This is a genomic window from Acidovorax sp. A79, assembly GCF_041154505.1.
Lineage (GTDB): Bacteria > Pseudomonadota > Gammaproteobacteria > Burkholderiales > Burkholderiaceae_C > Acidovorax.
The window spans coordinates 2,969,650-2,984,255 of sequence record NZ_AP028672.1 but is presented as its reverse complement, the minus strand read 5'-3'; the positions used below and the strand labels follow the sequence as shown (position 1 = coordinate 2,984,255).

The window sequence follows — 14,606 nt, the reverse complement described above, 5'->3', positions numbered from 1 at the left end:
CGAACTTTTGGGAACCTGCCGCGCGCTACGGCTGCTGCCCAGGCAGCTCGACCCGCGCTTCCAGGCCCGGCCCCTCGCCGCGCGGCCCGAGCACCAGGCGGCCGCCCAGCGCCTTCGCCAGCTCGCTCGCAATGGCCAGACCCAGCCCCGTGCCGCCGGTGCCGCGGTTGCGCGAGTCTTCCAGCCGCACATAGGGCTGCAGCACGGCGGCCAGGTCGGCCTGCGCAATGCCGGGGCCCCGGTCCAGCACGCGCAGCAGCCACGGGCCTTGCGCCTGTGCCTGTTCCTCCAGGCTCAGCTCGGCCGCGCCTGCAAACTTGATCGCGTTGTCCACCAGGTTGCACACCAGCCGGCGCAGCGCCTGTGGGCGCGTGTCGCAGGTGCCCGGGTCTGCGTGCAGCAGCGTCACGGGCAGGCCGGCATCGGCGTAGTCGAACGCAATGCTCTGCAGCAGCGCGCGCAGGTCCACGCGCTGCAGCGGCTCCTGCACGGCCTGGGACGAGCGCGCGTAGGCAATGCCTTCTTCCACCAGCGACTGCATCTCGGCCAGGTCCGCGTGCAGCTTGCCCTGCAGCGCGGTGTCGTCCAGCAGGTCGGCGCGCAGGCGCAGGCGGGTGATGGGCGTTTGCAGGTCGTGCGAGACGGCGGCCAGGATACGCATGCGCTCCTCCAGGTGCGCCTGGATGCGCTGCTGCATGCGGTTGAAGGCCTGGGCAGCGCGCTGCACCTCGCGCGGGCCGTCCTCGGCCAGGGGCACGGCGGGGCGGTCGGCGCCCAGCGCATCGGCCGCGTCGGCCAGCGTGCGCAGGGGCCGCGTGGCCGCGCGCACCGCCCAGGCGCATAAACCCACCAGCAGCGCCAGTTGCAGCGCCAGCGCGCCCAGCACCCAGGGCGAGACCTGCAGCTGGGGCTCGTCCATGTCCACGGCCAGCGGCGTGCCGTCGGCCAGCTGCAGCTGCAGGCGCAGCTCGGTGCCGGGCACGCGCGGGTCGATCACGTGCACCGTGCGGCCCGGCGGCAGCGTGGCGCCCACGGCCCCTGCGATCAGGCGGGCCATGGCGGACGGGTCTTCGGGTGCATCGAGCGGCGCGGTCAGTGCAAACCGGTAATTGCGGCGCGCCAGCCGGTCCACCCACTGCGCGCGCTCTGCGGGCGGCAGGCGGTCCAGCATGGCGATGGAGCTGGCCACGTCGCTCGCCAGGTACGACACCATGGCGCGGCGCATGGTCATGCCGCGCTCGGTGATCGCCAGCACAAACGTCAGCGCGTGCGCCAGAGCCAGGCCGAGCGCCAGCACCAGCAGGATGCGCCCGAACAGCGAGCGGGGCCACCAGCGCAGCGTCATGCGGCGGTCCCTCCCCGCGCTGGCGTGGGTACCTGCACCGATGCGGGCAGCACGTCGGCGCAGAACACATAGCCCTCGTTGCGCACCGTCTTGATGTAGCGCGAGCCGCGTGCGCCATCGCCCAAACGCTGGCGCACGCGGCTGACCAGCAGGTCGATGGAGCGGTCGAACACGTCGGCGTCGCGCCCCTGCGTGAGCTGCAGCAATTGGTCGCGCGTGAGGATGCGCTGCGGGTGGTCCAGCAGCACGCGCAGCAGACGGTATTCGGCGCCCGAGAGCGCCACCACCGCGCCCGTGGCATCGAGCAGGTGGCGCGCCGTGGTGTCCAGCCGCCAGTCGCCGAATGCGAGATGGCGCGCGGGCTCGGCCACCGCCAGGTTGGGCGGCAGCATGCGCGTGCGCCGCAGCACCGCGTGGATGCGCGCCAGCAGCTCGCGCGCGGCAAAGGGTTTGGTCAGGTAGTCGTCCGCGCCCAGCTCCAGGCCCAGGATGCGGTCCGCCTCGTCGCTGCGCGCGGTGAGCATGATGATGGGCAGCGGCGGCGCGCCGGGGCTGCGCAGCTCGCGGCACAGCGTGATGCCGTCGGTGCCGGGCAGCATCAGGTCCAGCACGAGCAGGTCGATGCGCTGCGTGGCCAGCACCTCGCGCATCTGCCGGCCGTCGGCCGCCACGCTCACCTGCAGGCCCTGGCGCTGCAGGTATTCGGCCGCCAGCTCGCGGATGCCCGCGTCGTCATCGACGATCAGGATGTGGTCTTCGGTGGGCGTGCTCATGGGTGGTGATTCTCCGGGGTTTGCCCTGGGTGTGGCAGCGGCGCGGCGGGCCGTATGTATCTGAACTTGTCGGGCGGCGCTGCGGATACGCACGCATACCAAAAGGCCTTGCCAGGAAATATCACCGATACGTCCGCTCGCTTCAATGCAGTCTTCCTGAACTTCACGAGGACCTTGCCATGAAGATGAACCCCTGGATGGCCACGACCGGGCTGCTGGCGCTGTGCCTGGCCCAATCCGCAGGCGCCCAGCAATCCCTGGCCGCCACGCCTGCCAAGGCCCCGCTGGGCCGCTGGATCACCGAAAGCGGCAACCTGGAGGTAGACATTGCGCCCTGCGCCGGCGAGACCCTGTGTGGCAAGGTGGTGCGTGTGCTGGCCAACCGTTCCATGAGCGCCCCGGGCGCTGACATGGCCGCGGCCGACGCGCGACCTGCGCTGGGCATGACCCTGCTGTCGGGCCTGCGCCCCAGCGGCGACGGCAGCACCGAATACCAGGGCGAGATCTACAACCGCGAGAACGCCAAGACCTACCGCGCCACCCTCACCCCCGCCGAGCCGGATCAGCTGCTGGTGCGCGCCTATGTCGGCATTCCGCTGTTCGGCAAGACGCAGGTGTGGCGCCGCCCTGCCATCGACCAGGGGGCGCCACAATGACCAATACCTCGCCCTGGCTGGCCGTGGCCGCCGGCATGCTTACCGTGGGCGCGCCCTGCGTGCTGCCCATGCTGCCGGTGGTGCTGGGCGCATCGGTGGCGGGCGGCCCCGCGCAGCGCACGCGCCCGCTGTTCATCGCACTGGGCTTTGCGCTTTCGTTTGCGGCCGTGGCCCTGCTGTTCAGCAGCTTCACGCAGGTGCTGGGGTTGTCGCCCGAGGGCTTGCGCCGGTTCGCTGCCGTGATGTTGCTGGTGTTTGGCGTGCTCACCGTGTGGCCTTGGCCCTTCCAGTGGCTCAGCCAACACGCGGGTGGCGTGCTCAGCCGCGTGGCCAGCCTGGGGCTGGGTTCATCGGGCGGCAACTGGGGCGGGCTGCTGCTGGGCCTGAGCCTGGGCGCGGTGTGGACGCCCTGCGCCGGGCCGGTGCTGGCCTCCATCCTCACGCTCATCGCCACCGAGCCGCCCGGGGCCCGCACGGCCGTGCTGCTGCTCGCGTATTCCACCGGCGCCGCAGTGCCCATGCTGGCCATTGCCTACGGTGGCCAGGCAGCGGCCAGCCATGTGCGCCGCATCTCGCGCCACGCGCACCGCGTGCAGCAGGCCTTTGGCGTGGTGGTCATTGCCGTGGCGCTGGCCATGCTGCTGGAGGTGGATGGGCAGGTCACCGCGTGGCTGTCGCAGTTCTATCCATCGGGTTCAGGCGGGCTGTAAGCGGCCCGCAGCAAGGAGTTTTCACCATGACATCGCACCCTTCTTCACCCATCTCTTTTCAGCGCCGCACATTCCTGGCGTCCGCAGCTTCTGTAGCCGCAGCGGTGGCGGCACCCGCCCTCACCCACGCAGCGGGGCCCGCCGTCCAGGCGGCGACGCTGCCCGACTTTGGCGCGGCACCCGAGTTCACCGGCATCGAGCGCTGGCTCAACTCCGAGCCGCTCACCCTGGCCCAGCTGCGCGGCCGCGTGGTGCTGGTGGACTTCTGGACGTATGCCTGCATCAACTGCATCCGCACCCTGCCCCACATGAACCGCTGGGCCGAGCTGTACACGCCCCAGGGCCTCACCGTGGTGGGCGTGCACACGCCGGAGTTTCCGTTTGAGCGCACCACCAGCAACGTCGAGGTGGCCATGCGCCGCCACGGCGTGAAGCATCCCGTGGCGCAAGACAACCGCTACGGCACCTGGAAGGCCTACAGCAACCAGTACTGGCCCGCGGCCTACCTCATCGATGCGCAGGGACACATTCGCTACAAGCACTTTGGCGAAGGCGAGTACGACCGCACCGAGGCCGTGATCCGCGCGCTGCTGGCGGCGCGGGGATAGCCCGCCCGCCCCTTCCTGTTCCGTCGTTTCTCTGCCCGATCCCACCCACCTTTTGCAGGACTTTCGCACCATGCCGTTCCCCCGCCTCCAATTTGCCCTGGTGACGCTCGCCGCTGCCGCAGCAGCCCTGTGCATGGCCTCCGCCAGCCATGCGCAGGCACCGCAACTGCCACCACCCGACGCGACCCACCCCGCCACGCAACAACTGATGCAGGGCTTTCCGCCGCCGCCCGACAAGATCGTGCGCCTGGCCAACATCCTCAAGTACCCCAACGTGCGCTGGGCCGCACACCACCTGCGCGAGCTGGGCCCTACGGCCGCCGTGTGGCGCGGCGCAGGCGCGTCCAGCGCGCTGCCCGCCGCAGCCCGCGCGCTGGACGACGCGCTGCCCGTGCCCGACGGCAAGGGCGGCACCACCACGCTGGCCGACTGGCAGAAGGCCACCTACACCGACGGCCTGCTGGTGCTGCACCGGGGCCAGGTGGTGTACGAGCGCCACCACACCGGCATGCAGCCGCACCAGCCGCATGTGCTGTGGTCCATGAGCAAATCGCTCACCGGCCTGCTGGTGACCGAGCTCATCCAGGAAGGCGTGATCGACCCGAAAGCACCGATCCCCCGCTACCTGCCCGAACTGGCCACCAGCGCCTGGGCCGATGCCACCGTGCAGCAGACGCTGGACATGACCACCGGCGTGCAATACGCCGAGAACTTTGCCGACCCTGCGTCCGGCGTCTTCCAGTACCTGGCCGCCGCAGGCCTGCAGCCCGCGCCGCCCGGCAGCAGCGCCGCCAAAAGCATGGCCGAGTTCCTGCCCACGCTGAAGAAGGAGGGCGAGCACGGCGCCGCGTTCGCGTACAAGTCGGTGGACACGGAAGTGCTGGGCTGGCTGCTGCAGCGCGTGACGGGCAAGAGCTACGCCACGCTGCTGTCCGAGCGCATCTGGTCGCGCCTGGGCGCGCAGGAGGATGCCTATGTGTTTGCCGACGCCAACGGCGGCCAGTCCACCAGCGTGGGCGTGAACGCCACGCTGCGCGACCTGGGCCGCCTGGGCGAAATGCTGCGCGCCAACGGCCGCTACAACGGCCAGCAGGTCATCTCGCCCGCCACCATCGCCGAGCTGCGCAAGGGCGCCGACCCCGCGAAATTCAGCAAGGCCCCCGGCACCGCCATGCGCGCGGGCTACTCGTACCACAACCAGTGGTGGGTGCCGCACGATGCGGACGGCACGCTGGAGGCCAAGGGCCTGATGGGCCAGCACATCCACATCAACCCGGCGGCGGAGCTGGTGGTGGTGAAGCTGTCCACACACCCGGTGCCCAACACGGCCTTCACGCATGCGGTGGACCGGCAGGCGTTTGCCGCGCTGGCTGCGGCGGTGCGGGGGCGCTGAGGGGCCGGCGGACAAAAAGAAGACCGTGCAGGGGCGCGGTGCCCCGGCGCCCCGGCCCGTCCCGTTGGCTACTTCACCAGCGTGGCGGTCAGCGTGATCTCGGGCACCGCGGCCAGTGCCTTCGACAGCGGGCAATTGGCCTTGGCATCGGCCGCCAGTTTCTGGAAGGCCGCATCGTCCAGCCCGGGCACCTTGGCGGTGAGCGTGAGCGCGATGCGGTCGATCACAAAACCTTCGCCCTCCTTGGACAGGCGCACGCTGGCGGTGGTGTCCACCGCTTCGGTGGCGATGCCCGCCTTGTCGGCGGCGAACGAAAACGCCATGGTGAAGCAGGCCGCATGCGCCGCCCCCAGGATCTCCTCGGGGTTGGTGCCCTTGCGGTCGTCGCCAAAGCGGCTGGCAAAGCCATAGGGGTACTTGTCCAGCGCGCCGGTCTCGGTGCTGATCTGGCCCTGGCCGGCCTTGCCGGCCCCTTCCCAGTGAACGCTGGCTTTCTTTTCAGGCATGGCGTGGCTCCTTTTCTGGCATGCGATGGTGGGGTGGTGAACACCCGGGTGAAACCCGGGCCTGGAATCACACCACAGCCGCGCCGCCGCTGGTGTGGGACAACGCCGCATCGTCCCGCACCGCATGCAAGGGGCCCGCACGCACCATGCGGATCGCATCGAACGGGCACCGCACCGCGCACAAGGCACACCCGGTGCAGGCCGCCGCGTCATGCAGCCGGGACCGCTTGGGGCCCCAGGCTTGCGGGCCCTGCACCTGCAGCGACAGCACATGCGGCGCGCACACGGCCACACACCAGCCGCAGCCCGTGCAGCGGGCAGTGTCGATGGCGGGCAAGGCCTTGCGGGGGGCGTTCATGTGGTGGCCTGGACAGTGCGAGGGGGTGGCAGGGCTGGACGAAGCCCGCGGCTGCCATGGCGCAGCTTAGCGCGCCGCATCCGGCCGGTCGAGCACCGCCATGGCGCGCACGTGGTCAACGCCCCGCGCTGGCGATACAGTGCGCCCATGCACCACAGCGGCAGTACCACCAGCAACAGCGGCAACACCACCACCGTCACCCGGCACCTTCTGATCCGGGGGCATGTGCAGGGCGTGGGCTACCGCTGGTCCCTGGTGCAGGCCGCCCTGCAGCGCGGTGTGCAGGGCTGGGTGCGCAACCGCCGCGACGGCAGCGTGGAAGCCCTGGCCACCGGCCCCGCCGATGCCGTGCAGTCCCTCATCGACTGGGCCCGCCACGGCCCGCCGCAGGCGCGGGTGGACGCGGTGGACGTGGGCACCGTGGCCGAGCCCGCCGAGCCCGTGGCGGGCTTTGTCCAAAGGGAGACGGTGTAGCGGTAGCGCGCGGGCTGGCGCTGCGGCGGCCGGCCGTGCGCCCTCCGGCAAATAGCGTGGCCTGGCGACAGGCAGGCCCGGGTGCCCGCCGCTCAACCCCTGCGCTGCAGATCCCGCGCCCCGTAGGCGCAGTACCCCGGCTTGGGGCTCTTCTTCTGCGGATGCAGCCGGCACGTCTCGGGCCGCTTGTCGTACACCGTGCACAGCCGCGTCTTGGGGTCGAGAAAGTTACAGTCCCCACTGGCCCGCCGCGCCATCGTGAAGATCGCGTTCTTGTGGTTGAAGTGGTCGATCAGCCGCGCCTTGAGCAGCCGCCTGGCAAGGTGCCGCAGCTCTTCATGCTCGGCCTCGAACGGGTCCACCAGCTCCAGCCGCACCAGGTCTGCCAGCTGCACTTCGAGCGGCATCGTGCAGCAGTTGGCCGCGCAGGTGTCGCACAGGCCTGGGCGATAGCGGGTCCAGGTGTCGAGGCGGTCTACGTCGACGATGGAAATGGGGGAGCGCATGGGGTTGCGATTGTGCCTGGGTGGCCGGCCGCCGATGTGGCGCTGCCCACTCAGTCATTGCGGCCACCCGCTGGCGCTGGGCGCAATGACGCCCATGGCCATGGTCCCCAAAAGCTGTCGCCTCATGTGGCGCTTGGCCTACGCCAGTGTGGCGCGGCGGCGAAGACCATGGGGTTCTGGACGTATCCACCCCTACCCCTACCTACAGGAGACCACCATGACCCATCCCCAAGACCCCACCCGCGACCTGAACCTGGACCCCATCACCAAGGAGCCGGGCGCCCACCCCATCGGCACGGGCATCGGTGCCGCAGGCGGCGCCGTCACGGGCGCAGCCGCTGGCTCCATCGGCGGCCCCATCGGCTCCGCCGTGGGCGCAGTGGTCGGCGCCGTCGTCGGCGGCCTGGCCGGCAAGGGCGCGGCCGAAGCGGTCAACCCCACGGATGAAGACGCCTACTGGCGCGACGCGTACGGCCGGGAGCCGTACTACTCGGATGCCTATACCTACGACGACTATGCGCCTGCGTACCGCCACGGCTATCAAAGCGTGATCGATCGCAGTGGCCGCGACTGGAACGAGGCCCGCGGCCACCTGCAGCAGCGCTGGGACACGGACCGCCAGTCGAGCCGGCTGAGCTGGCTGGAGGCTGAGCCTGCAGCGAAGGCGGCTTGGGAAAGGGCGGATCGGATTTGGAAGCAGACGAAGCAGGAGTGAGAGGGTTGAATGCAAACCCGTGTGGCGCGGTCCGAAGCCGCTGCGTTGAGCTACAGCTGATCAGCCTCAGCCGATTACATCAACGACCTTGCCGGTCGAGTCCTTGATCGTCGTCTTCTGCACCACCCACTCCACCTGCGGCAACAGCGGCAGCACATAGCTGCCCTGGCGGGGCTCCAGCGTCTGCGCCAGTTGCTGCACCGTGGCATCGGTCAGGCGCAGCACCAAGGCGTTCTCGCTCTCGCCCTGCCACTCCACCGCGTTGCTACCATCGGCGCCGGCCGCAGCAGGCTCTAGCAGCAGCTGCCACTCATGCCCCGCCACCCGCAGCGTGCGGCCAAACGGCAGGCGTAGCGGCAACAGGGTCACCAGTTCCTCCACCTGCCGCGCACCCAGGGTGATCAGCGTGATGGGTTTGCGCAGCAGTCGTTTCACTTGTTTGACGCCCAGCACATCGGTAAAGAGGAACCCGCTGGCCGACCCATCGCGCCACAGCCCCTCTTCTACCTGCTGCCTCACCGCCGGGTGGGCCAGCAGCGACGCGCGGCCCAGGTCGGTCACCCACAGCGGCATGTGGGGTAGCAGCACCTCCAGCAGATTGCGCGTGCGCCACTGCTTGGCCGCGCGCTCTTCCTCCAGTGTGAAGCCCACCACCTGCAAGAAATCCACGGAGCCATTGGGCGTGGCCAGCGGCCCGGCCAGTTCCGGGTCGGTCACAAAGCCCATGGAGCAGATCTGCGTGGCCCGTTCCAGCGCAATCGGGCCATTGGCCGTCATCCAGTGCCCATCGCGAAACACATTGCCGCTCTGGAACACATAGCGCGCCAGGTTCTGCAGAAAATTCAGCGCCCAGGCCGGTGGCTCGGCGTTGGGGTCTGCAGCCACCTCGCCCGGCTCCATGGCCAGCCGAAAGGTCAGCTCGAACCCGTAGCCGCTCACCTCCGGGTCATCGGACTCCTTGGCATATAGCTCGCTCAGTCCATAGGTCACAAAGTGCCAGTGCGGCACCGGGTCTGTGCGCCGCCACGCGCTAATGCCGTCCAGCGGGTCTGGCCCGCCCAGCATGTGCGAGATCAGCGTGCCAAAGTGCTTGGGCTCCTGGCCGGGGTAGAGCTGGTCCAGGCGGGCGGAGATGGCGTCCCAGCCGGGGGAGGGGGCGTCGGTGTCGTCTTCTGTTGTGGTTGAGGTCATACCTGCCCCCCCACACCTTTAAATTTCTCGACAAACGCGGCGATTTTCTGAAACACACCTTGCTTTTTGGTCAGGTACTGCGGATTCAAAGGGCTCATTTTTGGCAGCACGGTGTTGAGCTCTGTGCCGTTGTCGCTGGCGAATTCCCGTTTGAGCGAGGTGGCGATATAGCGCCGTGCTGCCTCAGGATTCAGATTCTCGGCAGTGATCAACTCTTGCGCTTCGCGCTGCTGCTCCGTCTGCGCAAAGATGAAGAAAGAATCAATCACGCTGGCTTTGTCGCCAATCTGATCCAAATCGGTCTGGTTGATGAAGTCCACCAGCAAGCCCTCTTTCGCGCGATTGCCCAAGCTTGCGCGAATCACCCGGCGCACTTCATCCACCAGCTCCGATTTGCTCTTGACCTTCTTGTTGTGCTCAAAGATCAGTTCAAGGATGTAGTCCAGGTTGATTTCCTGAGATTTGAGCAGATCCACCTCAAATACCACGTCATCCCAGTCGATGGTGGACTTCTCTTTCTCGGCCCCGGCCTTTTCACGGCGCAGCCAGTCGCGCACGTCGTTGTAGGTCGAGCGGTAGTCCTGAATTTTCCGCTCAGCCGGGAGCGTGATGGTTTGCAGCGCCGTCAGATCTTCATCGCTCAGATAGTGCTTGGCTTTGAACGCCTCTACTGCGGCAGGGTCGGCAAGATCGACGTTTTGCAACTCCTTCAAGCTGGCAAACTCGTCGTAGTTTTGAAGCACATTCTCCACGCGCAAATACTCACCAAACAGCTTGGCGAAGGCCTTCTTGTCGGCCTCCTTTTCAATGGCTGCGGGGTCTGGAAAGCGTGTTTCCAGTTCCGTCACCACATCCATGAAGCCTCGCCGCGCCTCACCGGTGGTCGCATCGGTGAAGCCTTCCATGTACTCCTTATAGCTCTTCTCCAGCACCACGTTCTTGGTGTTGGTGTCACCGAACAGGGTGATGGCATCGATGGTCGCCTGCTCCAGGTCGCGGAAAGTGATGATGTTGCCGAAGGTCTTGGTAGCGTCGAAGATGCGGTTGGTGCGCGAGTAGGCCTGCATCAGGCCGTGGAAGCGCAGGTTCTTGTCGACAAACAGCGTGTTGAGCGTGGGTGCATCAAAGCCGGTCAGGAACATGCCCACCACGATGAGCAGGTCGACTTCCTTGGCCTTCACCTGTTTGGCCAGATCTCGGTAGTAGTTCTGAAAGCCGTTGCTGTCCACGCTGAAGTTGGTCTTGAACAGCGCGTTGTAGTCGGCGATAGCTGCGCTCAGGAACTCCTTGGCGCTGCTATTCATGGCCGAAACATCAAAGCTCTCGTCCTGGATGTCGCCAATCGCGTCCTGCTCTTCGTTGGCGGCGAACGAGAAGATGGTGGCTACCTTCAGCGGCTTGTCGCTGGTCTTCTGCAACTCTCGGAAGCACTCGTAGTACAGCTTGGCAGCATCCACGCTGCTGACTGCAAACATGGCGTTGAAGCCTTTGTTGCCCGCGTGCAGGCGGTGGGTCTTTTGCCGGAAGTTGTTCAGGATGTACTGGGTGATCTCGCGGATGCGATCCGGGTGCAGCAGGGCTTGCTTGTTCTCCGCCGCGCCCAGCTTCTTCTCATCCTGCTCGGTTTCGATGGCCTTGAATTGCGGGCGTACATCGTTGTAGTCCACCTTGAACTTCAAGACCTTCTCGTCTCGAATCGCATCCGTGATCACGTACGAATGCAATTCACGGCCAAACACGCTGGCAGTGGTCTCAGCGCCCGATGCGTTCTCCGGGAAGATGGGCGTGCCGGTGAATCCAAACTGACAGAACTTCTTGAACTTCCTCCTCAAGTTTTTCTGGGCTTCGCCAAACTGGCTGCGATGGCACTCGTCAAAAATGAACACCACTTGCTTACCGTAGATGGGCAAGTCAGCCTCGCTCTTCATCAGGTTGTTGAGCTTTTGGATGGTGGTCACAACGATCTTGTTGTCGTCCTTCTCCAGGTTGCGTTTCAGGCCCGCCGTGCTGTCCGAGCCGTTCACGCTGTCCGGTGAAAAGCGCTGGTACTCCTTCATGGTCTGGTAGTCCAGATCCTTGCGGTCCACCACGAAGAACACTTTGTCGATGAAGTCCAACTCGGTGGCCAGGCGCGCTGCCTTGAAGCTGGTCAGCGTCTTGCCCGAGCCGGTGGTGTGCCAGATGAAGCCGCCGCTTTCCGTTTTGCTCCAGCTCTTGGCCTGATGGCTGTTTTTTATCTTCCACAGAATGCGTTCCGTTGCGGCAATCTGGTACGGGCGCATCACCAGCAACGTGTTGCTGACATCAAACACCGAGTAGTGCAGCAGCACATCGAGCAGCGTGTGCTTCTGAAAGAAAGTGGCTGTGAAGTCCTTCAGGTCCTTGATCAGGCTGTTGTCCGCCTTCGCCCAATTCATGGTGAAGTCGAAACTGTTCTTGTTGCGCTGGGTGGTGTTGGCAAAGTAACGGCTGTCGGTGCCGTTGGAGATAACAAACAACTGCAGATACTTGAACAGAGAATGCTCGCTGTTAAAGCTTTCCTTGCTGTAGCGGTGCACTTGGTTAAAGGCTTCACGAATCGCCACGCCGCGCTTCTTCAATTCCACCTGCACCAGCGGCAGACCGTTGACCAAAATGGTCACGTCATACCGGTTGGCATGTGAGCCTGCTTGCTCAAACTGCTTGATGACCTGCACCTTGTTGCGGGCGATGTTCTTTTTGTCCAGCAGGTAGATGTTCTGGATGCGGCCATCGTCAAACACGAAGTCATGCACATAGTCATCGTGAATCTTGCGCGTCTTCTCAACAATGCCATCGCTAGGCTTGTCCAGCCAAGTTTCCACAAAGCGCTGCCACTCGGCATCGGCAAACTGCACGTTGTTGAGCGCTTGTAGCTGCACGCGCACATTGGCCAGCAAGGCAGCAGGTGTGTTAAGGCCTGGCGGAGCCTCATAACCTTGATGGACCAGGTCTTGAATGAACTCCCGCTCCAGATCACCCTCACTCTGGTAGCTCTCATTGGTTTGCCATTCCTTCGTGTACTTGTCCAGAACGATGAAGTTTTTGGATTCGGCAATGGTCTTGTAGTCACTCATTCGGCTTGCTCTCATCGTTGTGAATCAGCGCGGTCAGCTCGCTCTCAATCTCTTGCACCGTCGGCAGCTGCGACTGCACCGACAGGGGAATGTCTTTGGTGATGAATGAGCTCACGCCCATCGGTTTGTTGATGTCGCGCAGGGCGTATTCCACATCCAGCTTGTCTTTGTCTTTGCACAGGATCAGGCCGATGGTCGGCTGGTCCCCCTCAGCGCGCAGCTGGTCGTCTACCGCCGAAAGGTAGAAGTTGAGTTTGCCCACGTACTCGGGTTTGAACTCGCCCGCCTTCAGCTCAATCACTACATAGCACTTCAGCCGTGCGTGATAGAACAACAAGTCCAGAAAGTAGTCTCTGCCATTTACCACCAGCGGATATTGCCGCCCAAGGAATGCAAAGCCCTTGCCCAGCTCTAGCAGAAACCGGGTGATCTGCGCCACCAACTGGTTCTCAATATCCCGCTCCACCGCCTGCGGGGTCAGGGTCAAGAAGTCGAACACATAAGGGTCTTTCAGGCTTTGCTGCACCAGCTCTGACTGGGGTGCTGGCAGCGTCTGAGCAAAGTTGCCTACGGCCTTACCGGCGCGCTCATGAAAGCGCTGCTCAATCTGCCACTCCAGCACGTTGCGGCTCCAGCCATGCTCGATGCAGGCCTGCGCATACAGCAACACCAGCTCTAAAGACTTCACCTTGGCCAGCAGGGTGCGCACATGCCCCCACGGCATTTGTCCCACAGGCTGTGGGACAACTTCAAACTGAGGGCTGAAGAACGCATAAAACTGCCGCATGGCAAACAGGCTGGTGCGTGAGAAGCCCTTCATGCCGGGGTAGGTGGCTTGCAGGTCCAGCGCCATTTGCTCCACCACTGCCGAACCCCAGGCGCGTTCGCGCTGCCAAGCGTCCAGCTGGCGGCCAATGTCCCAATACAAGTTCAGCAACTCGGCATTCACCGCCAAGACGGCGCGGGTTTGCGATGCTTGAATACGCTGCTTGATGGCAGCAATGGCCTGCCGGTAGTCGGTGTGGTGGGTGATTTCGCTCATGCCGTCATCCTTCAATGCCATCTTGAAAACCAGAGCGCTTCTTCGTTCAGCCAGCGGTCGAACTAAAGCGGTACATGTCATTGATCTGCCGCACCAGATACGCCAACACACGCTTGTCGTCTTCTGTCAGCTCCGCCACCTCTTCACCTGCATGTTTTGAATGGCTGGAGATATTGATGATCCGTGCCTCATACGGGTTGGTTCTTCCGTCATCGGTTTTTGGCAGCAAATCACCCCACTTCTTATAGCCTAGGAAAGTAGAGGTCTTTTCTAGAATATTTCTCAAAAAATTGAAGTGATACTTGCTCACTTGGCCTGATTCAATTGCCTTTTCAAGCTCTGTCTTCAAATACAGATGGTAGGAAAATGGGGAGTCGTTAGACTGGTTGATGAGGTCATAGCTACCATCCTCAAATTTGACAAGCCGGTGTTTGTCAAAAAACTTCTTCTTGTAGCTACCATCATCACTGTTCAATTCATTGAACAGCACGTTATAAAAAAGTGGATTGTGGGTGGTGATGACGAACCTGATTTCAGACTCGCTGGACTTGATCAGTTGCGCCAAGTCTACCGCCAGCTGAATGAGATGATTTTCATCCAAAGAGCTGACCGGGTCATCGATAAAGACATATTTCAGTTGATTGAATTGATCTGTCTCACGATCCTCAGGCTCAGCCACATTCAAAACGCCGACCACCAATTCCAATAGCGTAAAGAAAATACTCCAAATGAAGTTGCTTTCTTCACCCTTTGAAATTTTGAGGTAGCCTGAATGCGTTGCATCGCCACGCTCCATGGTGAAGGTGACTTCTGAGAAGGCTTTAACAGTGACCTGTTTTTCGTCTTCGCCTTGCTCTGTGTGTTCCGCGTTGAAATGTGGAGTCAGCTTGTCGTTGGTGTAGCGCTGAAACGTCGTGATGACGTTCATGTCTTGGCCTTGCTCCGCCAATACCCAATCCGTGAAGGTATTGGGCTGAATCTTCAGTTTGGGTTCGGCATCCGCATTCAGGTCGTTGTCCCAATAAAACAGGTCTTCAGTGAAAGCGTTGTAATAAAGAATTTTGTTGCGTGACAGCCCCAGTGGGGCCGCTTCTTCATCATCTTTGGTCGCAATCAGTTGCTTGAACTCTCGCGATAAGCGCGTTTTGCCTGTGCCGTTGAACGCATAGATCAACTGCACCTTTTTGTTGGCTCCATCTAATTGTTCAGCAATTTCCGCGAGCGTCTTGCCCAT

General features: G+C 63.8%; 15 protein-coding genes. 6 read left to right on the top strand and 9 right to left on the bottom strand.

Going from position 1 to position 14,606, the window contains the following annotated elements:
- Positions 1–25: 25 nt before the first annotated feature.
- The gene (locus ACAM51_RS13665; RefSeq protein WP_369640922.1) at positions 26–1,345 is read right to left on the bottom strand and encodes an ATP-binding protein; all 1,320 of its coding nucleotides are present in this window, start codon (positions 1,343–1,345) and stop codon (positions 26–28) included.
- On the bottom strand, positions 1,342–2,118 hold the full coding sequence (locus ACAM51_RS13660) for a response regulator (RefSeq protein WP_192426877.1): 777 nt from the start codon (positions 2,116–2,118) through the stop codon (positions 1,342–1,344). The genes ACAM51_RS13665 and ACAM51_RS13660 overlap by 4 nt, the downstream gene beginning before the upstream one ends.
- Positions 2,119–2,297: 179 nt before the next feature.
- On the opposite strand from ACAM51_RS13660, the gene ACAM51_RS13655 reads away from it, so the two are divergent.
- From ACAM51_RS13655 to ACAM51_RS13640, 4 genes are all read left to right on the top strand, one after another.
- Positions 2,298–2,774 carry a DUF2147 domain-containing protein gene (locus tag ACAM51_RS13655; RefSeq protein WP_192426878.1) on the top strand — a complete coding sequence of 159 codons (477 nt, stop codon included), beginning with the start codon at positions 2,298–2,300 and terminating at the stop codon, positions 2,772–2,774.
- Complete coding sequence (locus tag ACAM51_RS13650) at positions 2,771–3,484, top strand: cytochrome c biogenesis CcdA family protein (protein ID WP_369640921.1); 714 nt, start codon at positions 2,771–2,773, stop codon at positions 3,482–3,484. The genes ACAM51_RS13655 and ACAM51_RS13650 overlap by 4 nt, the downstream gene beginning before the upstream one ends.
- Positions 3,485–3,510: 26 nt before the next feature.
- On the top strand, positions 3,511–4,092 hold the full coding sequence (locus tag ACAM51_RS13645; protein WP_369640920.1) for a thioredoxin family protein: 582 nt from the start codon (positions 3,511–3,513) through the stop codon (positions 4,090–4,092).
- A 70-nt stretch (positions 4,093–4,162) separates the two neighbouring features.
- Positions 4,163–5,485, top strand: coding sequence for a serine hydrolase domain-containing protein (locus tag ACAM51_RS13640; RefSeq protein ID WP_369640919.1), 1,323 nt, complete (start codon positions 4,163–4,165; stop codon positions 5,483–5,485).
- 68 nt (positions 5,486–5,553) lie between these two features.
- On the opposite strand, the gene ACAM51_RS13635 is transcribed toward ACAM51_RS13640, so the two are convergent.
- Positions 5,554–5,991, bottom strand: a complete 438-nt coding sequence (locus tag ACAM51_RS13635; protein ID WP_218296345.1) for an OsmC family protein — start codon at positions 5,989–5,991, stop codon at positions 5,554–5,556.
- Between the two features lie 67 nt (positions 5,992–6,058).
- A complete protein-coding gene (locus ACAM51_RS13630) occupies positions 6,059–6,349 on the bottom strand; it encodes an ATP-binding protein (RefSeq protein WP_218339347.1) in 291 nt (96 codons plus the stop codon).
- Between the two features lie 147 nt (positions 6,350–6,496).
- Here ACAM51_RS13630 and ACAM51_RS13625 point away from each other — a divergent pair, with 147 nt between their 5' ends.
- A complete protein-coding gene (locus tag ACAM51_RS13625) occupies positions 6,497–6,823 on the top strand; it encodes an acylphosphatase (RefSeq protein ID WP_369640918.1) in 327 nt (108 codons plus the stop codon).
- Between the two features lie 92 nt (positions 6,824–6,915).
- On the opposite strand, the gene ACAM51_RS13620 is transcribed toward ACAM51_RS13625, so the two are convergent.
- The gene (locus ACAM51_RS13620; RefSeq protein WP_369640917.1) at positions 6,916–7,329 is read right to left on the bottom strand and encodes a YkgJ family cysteine cluster protein; all 414 of its coding nucleotides are present in this window, start codon (positions 7,327–7,329) and stop codon (positions 6,916–6,918) included.
- Between the two features lie 217 nt (positions 7,330–7,546).
- Here ACAM51_RS13620 and ACAM51_RS13615 point away from each other — a divergent pair, with 217 nt between their 5' ends.
- Positions 7,547–8,044 carry a hypothetical protein gene (locus ACAM51_RS13615; RefSeq protein WP_369640916.1) on the top strand — a complete coding sequence of 166 codons (498 nt, stop codon included), beginning with the start codon at positions 7,547–7,549 and terminating at the stop codon, positions 8,042–8,044.
- A 66-nt stretch (positions 8,045–8,110) separates the two neighbouring features.
- Here ACAM51_RS13615 and ACAM51_RS13610 read toward each other — a convergent pair whose 3' ends face one another.
- From ACAM51_RS13610 to ACAM51_RS13595, 4 genes are read right to left on the bottom strand one after another with little or no spacing between them, the layout of a single operon-like run.
- Entirely contained in the window at positions 8,111–9,235 is a 1,125-nt protein-coding gene (locus ACAM51_RS13610) for a suppressor of fused domain protein (protein ID WP_369640915.1), read from the bottom strand.
- On the bottom strand, positions 9,232–12,330 hold the full coding sequence (locus tag ACAM51_RS13605) for a type I restriction endonuclease subunit R (protein WP_369640914.1): 3,099 nt from the start codon (positions 12,328–12,330) through the stop codon (positions 9,232–9,234). The genes ACAM51_RS13610 and ACAM51_RS13605 overlap by 4 nt, the downstream gene beginning before the upstream one ends.
- Positions 12,323–13,372 (bottom strand): YhcG family protein, encoded by a 1,050-nt coding sequence (locus ACAM51_RS13600; RefSeq protein WP_369640913.1) that lies wholly within the window; start codon positions 13,370–13,372, stop codon positions 12,323–12,325. The genes ACAM51_RS13605 and ACAM51_RS13600 overlap by 8 nt, the downstream gene beginning before the upstream one ends.
- A gap of 46 nt (positions 13,373–13,418) precedes the next feature.
- Complete coding sequence (locus ACAM51_RS13595) at positions 13,419–14,606, bottom strand: AAA family ATPase (RefSeq protein ID WP_369640912.1); 1,188 nt, start codon at positions 14,604–14,606, stop codon at positions 13,419–13,421.

What these genes read in the sequence shown, in the direction of transcription:
- ACAM51_RS13635 (WP_218296345.1), bottom strand. Translation starts at nt 5,991, where the DNA reads ATGCCTGAAAAGAAAGCCAGCGTTCACTGGGAAGGGGCCGGCAAGGCC.
- ACAM51_RS13595 (WP_369640912.1), bottom strand. Translation starts at nt 14,606, where the DNA reads ATGGGCAAGACGCTCGCGGAAATTGCTGAACAATTAGATGGAGCCAAC.
- ACAM51_RS13625 (WP_369640918.1), top strand. Translation starts at nt 6,497, where the DNA reads ATGCACCACAGCGGCAGTACCACCAGCAACAGCGGCAACACCACCACC.
- ACAM51_RS13605 (WP_369640914.1), bottom strand. Translation starts at nt 12,330, where the DNA reads ATGAGTGACTACAAGACCATTGCCGAATCCAAAAACTTCATCGTTCTG.
- ACAM51_RS13645 (WP_369640920.1), top strand. Translation starts at nt 3,511, where the DNA reads ATGACATCGCACCCTTCTTCACCCATCTCTTTTCAGCGCCGCACATTC.
- ACAM51_RS13600 (WP_369640913.1), bottom strand. Translation starts at nt 13,372, where the DNA reads ATGAGCGAAATCACCCACCACACCGACTACCGGCAGGCCATTGCTGCC.
- ACAM51_RS13660 (WP_192426877.1), bottom strand. Translation starts at nt 2,118, where the DNA reads ATGAGCACGCCCACCGAAGACCACATCCTGATCGTCGATGACGACGCG.
- ACAM51_RS13665 (WP_369640922.1), bottom strand. Translation starts at nt 1,345, where the DNA reads ATGACGCTGCGCTGGTGGCCCCGCTCGCTGTTCGGGCGCATCCTGCTG.
- ACAM51_RS13620 (WP_369640917.1), bottom strand. Translation starts at nt 7,329, where the DNA reads ATGCGCTCCCCCATTTCCATCGTCGACGTAGACCGCCTCGACACCTGG.
- ACAM51_RS13630 (WP_218339347.1), bottom strand. Translation starts at nt 6,349, where the DNA reads ATGAACGCCCCCCGCAAGGCCTTGCCCGCCATCGACACTGCCCGCTGC.
- ACAM51_RS13610 (WP_369640915.1), bottom strand. Translation starts at nt 9,235, where the DNA reads ATGACCTCAACCACAACAGAAGACGACACCGACGCCCCCTCCCCCGGC.
- ACAM51_RS13615 (WP_369640916.1), top strand. Translation starts at nt 7,547, where the DNA reads ATGACCCATCCCCAAGACCCCACCCGCGACCTGAACCTGGACCCCATC.
- ACAM51_RS13640 (WP_369640919.1), top strand. Translation starts at nt 4,163, where the DNA reads ATGCCGTTCCCCCGCCTCCAATTTGCCCTGGTGACGCTCGCCGCTGCC.
- ACAM51_RS13655 (WP_192426878.1), top strand. Translation starts at nt 2,298, where the DNA reads ATGAAGATGAACCCCTGGATGGCCACGACCGGGCTGCTGGCGCTGTGC.
- ACAM51_RS13650 (WP_369640921.1), top strand. Translation starts at nt 2,771, where the DNA reads ATGACCAATACCTCGCCCTGGCTGGCCGTGGCCGCCGGCATGCTTACC.